The sequence below is a fragment of the Burkholderia sp. SIMBA_062 genome (assembly GCF_046534765.1).
GTDB classification, from domain to species: Bacteria; Pseudomonadota; Gammaproteobacteria; order Burkholderiales; family Burkholderiaceae; genus Burkholderia; species Burkholderia ambifaria.
Genome location: NZ_JAWRYD010000553.1, coordinates 1 through 241 on the forward strand (window position 1 = coordinate 1; position 241 = coordinate 241).

General features: G+C 66.4%; 1 pseudogene. It reads left to right on the forward strand.

Features of this window, described 5'->3' with window-relative positions:
* Positions 1-241 (forward strand): annotated as a pseudogene (locus SB786_RS37420) (LysR family transcriptional regulator); the annotation flags it as partial.

The following is a 241-nucleotide window of genomic DNA, read 5'->3' on the forward strand; positions in this document are numbered from 1 at the left end:
CTACGTGGCGGCCGCGCATGCCGATCCGGTCGAAGGCGACGGCGCCGGCCACCGCCTGATCGCGATGGATACGTCGACCGGCAGCTTCCCCGACATCGACTGGCTGAAAGCGCGCTTTCCGAACGCGGGCGTGGTATTGCAATCGAATAACCGGAATGTCCAGGCCCAGATGTGCGGCCGCGGTTTGGGCATTGCCGTATTGCCGCGGCCGGTCGGCGATCAGCTCGCGACCATTCGCAGG